Source organism: Streptococcus mitis (genome assembly GCF_946190325.1).
Lineage (GTDB): Bacteria > Bacillota > Bacilli > Lactobacillales > Streptococcaceae > Streptococcus > Streptococcus mitis_CF.
In genome coordinates this window covers 1-1474 of record NZ_CAMHZR010000022.1, presented here as the reverse complement: position 1 = coordinate 1474, position 1474 = coordinate 1, and the positions used below count along the sequence as shown (strand labels likewise).

Here is a 1474-nt window from a genome sequence, read left to right as displayed (position 1 = left end):
TTGACCTTAGCTTCACGTGTGAATTTAGCTTCTTGAGTTACTGTTTTTGGAGTTCCGTCTTCGTTTAATACTGGAGTTCCATCTTCGTATACGTATGTGATTGTACGTGTGACAGTTTTGTTTAGATCTTTTTCTTCCAAGCCAGATGGGTACTTAGGTCCGTCTGGGTTGTTTGGATCTACTGGAGTTCCTGGTGTTTTTGGTTGATCTGGTGTAACTGGTACAACACGTTCTTTAAGTGTTACTTTGAACTCTTGATCAGTGTCTTTATCTTTATCGAACTTACCGCCTTCTGGGTATGTATTAGAAACTAATTCATATCCTTTGTTTTCAAGTTCTTTGATTTTCGCTTTTACATCGGCTTCTTTTGTAAGTGGTGTATCTGAGTCACCTTCTTCAGTAATAGCATCAACACCTGGAATTGGGTTTCCTTTTTCATCTACGAAAGTCGTCTTCGCTTTTTGAGTATCTTTTACGTAGTTGATTGGTGTATCTTGACTTGGATCTGTTGGAAGACTTGGTACTTCATATCCTTTAGTTGGATCGTTTGGATCAACTGGTTTCAACGGATTACCATCTTTATCCTTAGGTGTGTAGCCTGGTACATATGGTACTACTTCAGTTGGTTGTCCTGGTTTTGTTGGATCTGTTGGATCATTTGGATACTTGATTGGGTCTGTTGGTTGACCTGGGATGTTTGGAATCCATGATCCGATTGGTTTGTAGGTTACTACTTCCTTGATATCTTCAGAATCACCTGTTACGTTTACTACTGGTACACTTGCTTTGTCAGCTAAGAATCCTTTAACTACTGGTGATTTAACTTCAGCTAAATCTTGTGCTGGAGTCCAATCTCCATATGTAACTTCACCTGTAACTAAATTAACTTTCGCTTCACGTGTGAATTTAGCTTCTTGTGTTACTGTTTTTGGAGTGCCATCTTCGTTTAATACTGGAGTGCCATCTTCGTAGACATAAGTAATTGTACGTGTGACAGTTTTGTTTAGATCTTTTTCTTCCAAACCAGCTGGGTATTTAGGTCCATCTGGGTTGTTTGGATCAACTGGAGTTCCTGGTGTTTTTGGTTGATCTGGTGTAACTGGTACAACACGTTCTTTAAGAGTTACTTTGAACTCTTGATCAGTGTCTTTATCTTTATCGAACTTACCGCCTTCTGGGTATGTATTAGAAACTAATTCATATCCTTTGTTTTCAAGTTCTTTGATTTTCGCTTTTACATCGGCTTCTTTTGTAAGTGGTGTATCTGAGTCACCTTCTTCAGTAATAGCATCAACACCTGGAATTGGGTTTCCTTTTTCATCTACGAAAGTCGTCTTCGCTTTTTGAGTATCTTTTACGTAGTTGATTGGTGTATCTTGACTTGGATCTGTTGGAAGACTTGGTACTTCATATCCTTTAGTTGGATCGTTTGGATCAACTGGTTTCAACGGATTACCATCTTTATCTTCTGGAG

General features: G+C 38.7%; 1 protein-coding gene. It reads right to left on the bottom strand.

Annotation, left to right across the window (positions count from 1 at the left end; all coding sequences use genetic code 11):
• Positions 1-1474, bottom strand: a 1474-nt coding sequence (locus N8M95_RS09145) for a mucin-binding protein (RefSeq protein WP_419991959.1), incomplete at both ends; no start/stop codon positions are given.